The 7635-nt window shown below is 31.6% G+C and carries 8 protein-coding genes; all 8 read right to left on the reverse strand.

All coding sequences use genetic code 11. The features are described from left to right. Positions 1-5: 5 nt before the first annotated feature. The 8 genes from OCV67_RS10825 to OCV67_RS10860 all read right to left on the reverse strand — a co-directional run bounded on the left by OCV67_RS10825 (position 6) and on the right by OCV67_RS10860 (position 7006). On the reverse strand, positions 6-1574 hold the full coding sequence (locus tag OCV67_RS10825; RefSeq protein ID WP_147643996.1) for an AAA family ATPase: 1569 nt from the start codon (positions 1572-1574) through the stop codon (positions 6-8). A 92-nt stretch (positions 1575-1666) separates the two neighbouring features. Next, the gene (locus OCV67_RS10830) at positions 1667-2014 is read right to left on the reverse strand and encodes a recombinase family protein (RefSeq protein WP_147643997.1); all 348 of its coding nucleotides are present in this window, start codon (positions 2012-2014) and stop codon (positions 1667-1669) included. A 402-nt stretch (positions 2015-2416) separates the two neighbouring features. After that, positions 2417-2950, reverse strand: coding sequence for a GNAT family N-acetyltransferase (locus tag OCV67_RS10835; RefSeq protein ID WP_147643998.1), 534 nt, complete (start codon positions 2948-2950; stop codon positions 2417-2419). Continuing rightward, the gene (locus OCV67_RS10840) at positions 2929-3867 is read right to left on the reverse strand and encodes a hypothetical protein (protein WP_147643999.1); all 939 of its coding nucleotides are present in this window, start codon (positions 3865-3867) and stop codon (positions 2929-2931) included. Before OCV67_RS10840 ends, OCV67_RS10835 begins: the two co-directional genes overlap by 22 nt. A gap of 23 nt (positions 3868-3890) precedes the next feature. Further along, on the reverse strand, positions 3891-4928 hold the full coding sequence (locus OCV67_RS10845; protein WP_147644000.1) for a hypothetical protein: 1038 nt from the start codon (positions 4926-4928) through the stop codon (positions 3891-3893). Positions 4929-4963: 35 nt separating this feature from the next. After that, complete coding sequence (locus OCV67_RS10850; RefSeq protein ID WP_147644001.1) at positions 4964-5329, reverse strand: nuclear transport factor 2 family protein; 366 nt, start codon at positions 5327-5329, stop codon at positions 4964-4966. A gap of 10 nt (positions 5330-5339) precedes the next feature. Continuing rightward, positions 5340-6140 carry a hypothetical protein gene (locus OCV67_RS10855; RefSeq protein WP_147644002.1) on the reverse strand — a complete coding sequence of 267 codons (801 nt, stop codon included), beginning with the start codon at positions 6138-6140 and terminating at the stop codon, positions 5340-5342. After that, positions 6140-7006 (reverse strand): 2-amino-3,7-dideoxy-D-threo-hept-6-ulosonate synthase, encoded by an 867-nt coding sequence (locus OCV67_RS10860; protein WP_147644003.1) that lies wholly within the window; start codon positions 7004-7006, stop codon positions 6140-6142. The genes OCV67_RS10855 and OCV67_RS10860 overlap by 1 nt, the downstream gene beginning before the upstream one ends. Between the last annotated feature and the right edge of the window lie 629 nt (positions 7007-7635).

The raw sequence follows: 7635 nt of genomic DNA on the forward strand, positions 1-7635 counted from the left end.
AAAAACTATTTTACAATTTTCTCAATCACACAATCATGCTTTTTTGTATCTTTATTGTAATTGATTCCGACCAATAGAATATCTCCTGAATAATCCTTCAAGCAATCTGCATATTGTTTCTTCTTAATTTGTTCTATTGCACCTTCAGCGGATTTGTCATACTTTAGTTCTACAATTATCGCAGGATTGATGTTATTTTTTCTTGGTCGAAAAACCAGATCAGCAAATCCTTTACCAGCAGGCAGCTCTCGTTCAATCGTATAAGTCTTTCTTGCAGAATAGTATGCGAGCGAAATCACGCAAGAAAGTGAATTTTCATCGTTGTATTTTAAAATTGATGTATTGTCACTGTGTGCCTTGTCTATCAGTTCTGCAACTTTTTCTCCGTCACAGTTCAGAGTTGATTTCAGAAGTTCATCTGATAATTTCAATGAATTAGCAACCTCCGACCATCCCATAACCTTAATAGTACTTGCAAACTGTTCTGAAATTTCGTAGTTTGGGATCGATACTTCCTTTGTATAAAAATCATATGTCAGATATCCGAGATGAACTAAAAGTGTCAGTACATCATCTTTTGTTTCAAAAGTTACCATATCGTTTGAGAATGTTGTCGTATCAATTACTGCTTTTTGTCCGGCAAGAAGTTCAATGATTGTATCCTTCAATCCGCCAAAATTCATTTCAATATAGACCCTCAACGCTTCATAAGTCTCTGTTGAAGTCCAGTAGTTATTAAAATATCCGCCTGTCATAGACATAACGACTGAACGTGGATTATAAGCTGAAACTCCCATCAAATTATATCCATCATACCAACGCTTTGTTTCATCAAACGGCATTTTGTATTCATTGCAAAGCTGTTTAACTTCTGATTCTGTAAAGCCCGTAAATTCAGCATATTCGCGGGGATCTGTCATGGAAACTTCTGTAAACATATTTAAAGCCGAATGCTTACCGTATTTTTTTATTGGCAGGATTCCAGTCATATATGCGAGCGCCACATAGCTTTGATCCTTCAATAAATTTCTCAGAAAATCTAGATACTTTTTCTGAGCATCAGTATCGTTTTGATGCTCTCTGAAAATGCAGTCCCATTCGTCTATTATAAAAATAAATGGTATATACGTTTGAGAAAAAATTGCTGCTATTATTTTAATTAAATTCTGACGTTTGGGGTATCGAATATCAGGATATTCATTTTTGAGTTCATCAATTAAATCTTCTTCAATGAACTCAATCATTTCATCCATATTTTGCGACTCGCTCAAAAAGTTTACCATGTTAATATGAATCACATTGTATTTGTTCAGATGCTTTTCAAATGTATCAGCTCTTGATATTTTCAGATTGCTGAACATTTCATCTGAATTACATCCACGGCTGTAGTATGCCGTCAGCATATTCGCTGCCATCGACTTCCCAAAACGCCTTGGTCGGCTAACGCAGATGAATTTCTGTTCCGTATAGATGACACTGTTTGAATAATCAATCAGCATACTTTTGTCAACATATATTTTGGAATTTAAAGCCTGCTGAAAATCAATATTGCTCGGATTTAAATAAATGCCCATTGCTGCACCTCCGTTCCTTTAATATAAGTATATCAGCTTTTTACTTCGAAATCAAGTATTTGCACTGAAACCTTTTTTGAAAATCCGAATATTTAAACTGATGCTTTACTCCTGCTGTATCTCATTGAATAGCTGCTGTTATTTTTCTTATTCTGTGCTGCATTCCAGAGTTCTTCGTTTATAATTTGAGGATAGTCGCAATTGCCACAATAATTTTCATTTGAAAGAACATTATTGATAATTTGCCTACCCCATACAGTTTTATTACTTGGAGAAGGAATATGATATATTTCCAAATGCTTCGATATGTCTGATAATGATTGACCAAGCGAATAAAGCTCAAATATAAGTTTTACTACTTCTGCCTGTTCTTCATAAATTACTATCTCTTTTAGAGCATTTCTTGTATACCCAAATGAAATTCGTTTTTGATTACTCATAAAAAATAACCTCCTGAAATAAAAAATGATACGAAGTGAAGAAACCTCGCATCATTTAAAATACATATTTTTTATTCAATATAACAAAATCTGCCCGTTTTTACGAGCAGATTTGTCCAAATAATTTGTCTTGCTACTATAAAATAGATGAACAGCAAAAGTAGGATTTTGCTTTTTTAATGCAAAATCCATTACTGGTTCGAATGAGAATATACGATATAAAGTAAACACATAAATAATTCTATTTGAATTAAAGGGTTCTAATCTCAACTTTTCATACTTAAGATATGAATTTATTCAAAAATAAAATATGATGGAAACGCCCAATGATAAAAAATTTCACACTAAAAAAGATAACGCCATTGGACTTGGAGTTCAAAAAAAGTTAAGCTGATCAATACCTTAAAACTGATACTCATCTTGATGTATAATAAATTCAAAAAAATTAAAAGTTTTAAAATCCAGTGGACTTTTGTAGGAATAAATTGAATATGCCTCAACGATTCTGCCATCTTGAAGCGGAATAGGTTCATATAAAACTTTATTTTTTAGAAAACCGTTTTTTATATAAAACTCCTCTACAGATGAGTCCTTTTCAACCTCAATAATAATTGGTATCTCCATTACAAAACAACTTTTTAATAGTTCACTACCAATACCGTTGTGTCTACAATCCTTTTCAACAAATAGATATTCAATAAATCGAATTTGATTAAAATCCCACCAAAGCATAAAGCCAAGAAGATTTTGATTTTCATCTTCAATATAAGATATCCAGTATTTATTATGAGAAAATGCTTTTTGCTGACTAGTTTTACTTCTAAGCTCAGTTGCTGGAAAATTATCAGATAATCGTTTTAATAAGATAAACTGAAGTTCATTTTTGATATCCTTGGTTTTACTTTTTTTAATTTTTAGCTTCTGTTCTGAATCCATAAAACAATCCTTTTGATTAGTACTTCCTCAACACCAACAATATCGTGATCTGCATCTAGGTCAAGTATTGGAAAAAAAGATTTAAATTTTTTACTCAAGTATTCAGACATTTCTGCTGATTTACAAAATAATAAACCATCTCTCTTTCCTATGTAGACCATTGCATTAACATCTAAATAGAATTCAGGTGCAAGTTCTAAATTAAGATACTTGAATGCAGAACCCGTCAAAATACTGAGCAATGCTTTACGAGTAATAGGAATTTCGTATATCCAATTTTCATCGTTGCCATGTGCCCCATATTCACTATTTTCAAGCCAATCAAAATCAGCTTTTCCCCATGTAATTTTACCCTCCGTAGATAAACCATTACGTATTCGCACAATTTGTTTTTCAACAGTATCTGGTTTGATCCAATCTGCTTGCAAAGCATAACTATCCGCAGGAGACAATAAAATAATATCAAATTTTTTTTCAGAATGAAGAGAATAATCAATTACTTTGTCACAACCTAAACTATGCCCTTGCAAAATAATGTCAATATATCCGAGAGAAATGGCAAAATCAATTGCAGCTTGAATATCAAATTGTGAGTCTTGGTATTCAGAAACTCCACCACCAACATATTTTAAATTTTTACCATAGTAACCCTCTGCTAATCCGTCATGTGCAGAAGTATTTATGCTAAGGAAATCCACTTCATTTTCACAGTATATCTTTGACATATGCCAAATGAATTTGTTTTGATAAAAATTGCCATAACTACCATGTATGTGAATTACTATTCGTTTATTAGTATGATTCGATATGTCATATTTATTACTAGATCCATACTGAAACAACATACCAATAATCTCAAAATCTTGACTGTTCCTAAAAGAAACCAATTTGCCTAAAGAACTATATGAATATTTCATTTTGTATTATCCTCCTATAGCTTTTAACATTCCTCTTTATCTTTTTGCAAAAAAACTGGAGCTATATTTTCATCGGAAGTTGTTGTCGTAGATTTGGCAGGTTCAAAACTTTCTATCGATTGAATATTTGTCAATTCATGAAAGAACTGCTTTGGCAGAAAATCGGACTTGCTAATGGTATTCGGCTGAATACTATTTTTTGGATTATTATGCGTAATAGCTTCAAAATTCCACACTTCATCAAAAAGTTTTGTATAGCGTTCAACTATTGCACTATCCTTGTAGTATACGCCCTTATATGGAAATAAACTTTCTTCGATAAAAAGCATATTTGGGCCATAAATCCCAAAGTCAAGGCTTGCCGTAGAAACTCTATTATGCTCACAAGCTTCTATAAAATCTTGAGCTAAAATATATTTGCAATCATAATGCGCATTAACATAATAAAACTTTAATAGAAGATCAATCTGCGGATCATTTAACAAATTTTCGTTATCCAAAATCATCAGTATTAACAAATCTGACACTTCGCCATTTTTAATTTTATTGTATATTGTTTCAAAAAACTTACGATCTTCAGCAGTTGAAATTACATTTTTGCTGACTTCTTTAATGGGAAAGGTAAGTCTGACTTTTTTGTCTCGTGTGATATTCAACGCTTCGAACACACCTGCAACATTAATAATATAATCTGACGAAATCTCTATTTTTTTGTATTCTGAGGCATCTTTTAGCAACAAATATAAATTATCTATTGCCTTAGAACATGTAACGGAAAATAAATCCTTATCGCCCTGACTATCACGTTCCACTTCATAATAAAAATCATTAATTTCTTGAATCTTGATACTATATAAATTGATTCTATCATGGAACTTTTTCTCTTTTTTCTGTCTAAAATATACACCTCCTAAGAACACGGTCACATTAATCATCTCTATACATAAGAATGTTAATATACCAGTAACTATGCTTTGAAACACATCAAATCCACATATAGAAGAAATAATTCCTGATATTACAGAAAGTAAAACAGATACAATCAGCACAATAATCTGCATATTACCATACCTCTTTCATGATTTTTAAATGATGGCTATTCTTTCATCACCCACCATTGCTTAAAATAGATGCATTTTTTATTTTCATTAAACACAAGAAAATAAGTCCCATCCATTTCATATATATTTTTATCTCTTGAATCCTGATATTTTGTATACCAATGCAAGGTTACCTTGTTTTCTTCGATAGCAAGGATATCAACTTTTAAGTCTATATCCTTTTGAAAGACAATATCGCTCCATAACTGTTTAACATTATCCCAATTAGATACGGGAACAGAAAAGGGAGTTTCCCAATATTCATCAACATCAGTGAATAACTCTTCAATAACTGTAAAGTCACATTCCCTCCATGCAGAAACAAATGATTCGATCCACTTTAAAACCTCTTGCTTATTCATAACTAACCTCCTATTTATAATTAATAAAATGCTTTGCTCTTTTAAAATATGGACTTAAAGGAATATCTTCAAAAAAATCAGATTTTGAAAAACAAGAAAAATATTCGAGTTTTAATAAATCCCAAGGTTTTCCGTAATACCAAACGCAACCTTCTGGTGTAATTAAATGAGCTTTATCAATAAACTGCATTAATCTCAAATCGTCTTTAAACGCCTCTCGTAACAAAGTATAGGATTCTGTAGTATCAATAATTCCTTTGTTAAGCAATTCACCACAAAACAATGCTTCACATGAAAAATCATTTACACTTCTAAGGTTAATTGATAAAGCTTGATATTTTTTTGATATGTCCTGCAAAGTAATGAGTGGAATCTCATTCGTCAGAACCTTATCAAAAAATATGCCGCCAACTTTTAGGATATTACTAATCGAAGAATAAAATTCTCTTCTATTTTCATAAGGAATGTTTCCCATAGTCAAATCGGACAAACAAAAATTGAACAATCCAGAATATTTAGGTAAGGTCTTAAGCCAATCACCTTCGACAAGCACCTCGTTCTCGCAAGGATATACTTTCCAAGTGTCTAAATCATCATGAAAAGTGATATTCTTTTCAAACACATATACCTGTTCAAATCCCATAGAATACAATAAATCTCGATACTCAATAGTGCTGCCTAGCACAGCAACAGGCTCCTTACGTGAAAACGTATTCGTATAATATTTAATTCTATTAAGTTCAATATCACTGGGTCTTGATGGAGGCAAGACAAATTCCCAGTTTGTTGAAATAATATCCCAAGTTCCCATTAACTAAACCTCCTGTTATTGTACAATTCCAGTGAATCCGTTGCCGAAATGTTCTCGAAAATCAATTTTTTCAAACAGCAAATAATTTTGTCGGAATCCTCACGATTGAATACATTTCGACCAATACTTACTCCACTTGCCCCTGCTTTCATAGCATCTTCTACCATTATAAATAATTGAAAAACATCAATTTTATCTCCTCCTGCTATAACCACTGGTTTGTCTACGGCTGATTCAACCACTTTTTTAAATGTGTCAATAGAACCTGTGTATTGCGTTTTAATAATGTCCGCACCTAATTCAAAAGCTACTCTTACACAATGTGAGACTAGATTTCCATAAGATCTTTGATCAGAAACTTTTATCCGTGAATAATTTTGATCTATTTCAATTCCATTTGGTTCCATATATTCACCTCTTGGATAAGCAATGGCAAGCAGAGGAATTCCAACCTGATCACACTCTTCTGATATTTTTCCAAGCGTTTTTAACATATCACTTTCGTATTTGCTTGATATATTTATATGAACCGCAACAGCATCTGCCCCAAGACTAATTGCCTTTTCTATTGAGGATACTAGCACTTTGTGAGTATGTGTAGCATTTATTGTACTTGCTGTAAGATTCAATATAAGAGGAATACTGTAGTCATTAACAAGACCTAATGTACCTTGATAGGCTAAAATTGCATTTGGTTTAGAGCACTCTATTTGCTGTATTTTATTTTTAATATTGGAAATACCTGTAATTGAACCGGAAATTAGGTTATCATCAAGTGGAACAATTAAGCATCTGCCTTCAGAGTTAAAAATTCGGCTAAGTCGTCTTCGTTTTCCAATGTTCCAAATATTATTAAGATTTAACATTTATGCTCCCCCAATCTTTAATATAATATATCAAATAAATTTGCAAATGTGCAATGCGCAATGTGATACTTTATTACTGTTTCGAAATGATCATACATAAACATAATATACAATTATCAATCGTTAGCGTATATAATCTGATATAATTATACAATATAGCTAATAAATTTACAATAGTTTCCAGTAAATTTATGTCAAATACAATCAACTTTCTACTAATTGATATAAAATTTATTAAGTATTTTGTGCATATTTTCATATTGAAGTTCGGCAATACTTGTCCAATTGAAAAGCCTTGTAAATTGCTCTCTATTATTAATAATCCTAAAACGCCCCAAAAAATTACAGTTTACAAATAAATTTGTATGATTGCACAAAAACTCTGCTTTATATTGTTACTTCTGCCGAAAGATATATTTCTTTGTATTATTTTAGCATAAAATACCGCATAAAAAACAAAGATGTCAAAAATAACGCTCTAAATGACAAAATTGGTATATAATAAGAATTTTTTACATCTTATTTAACCATAAAAAATGGGAGACAGTTTATTTATTACTGTCTCCCATTCTGTAATAGCTATCAAAAACATCTGTTAAAAGGCATTCTGAATATTGTGGAAGCGTTGA

Origin of the sequence: Porcipelethomonas ammoniilytica (genome assembly GCF_025567485.1) — a bacterium.
GTDB lineage: Bacteria > Bacillota > Clostridia > Oscillospirales > Ruminococcaceae > Porcipelethomonas > Porcipelethomonas ammoniilytica.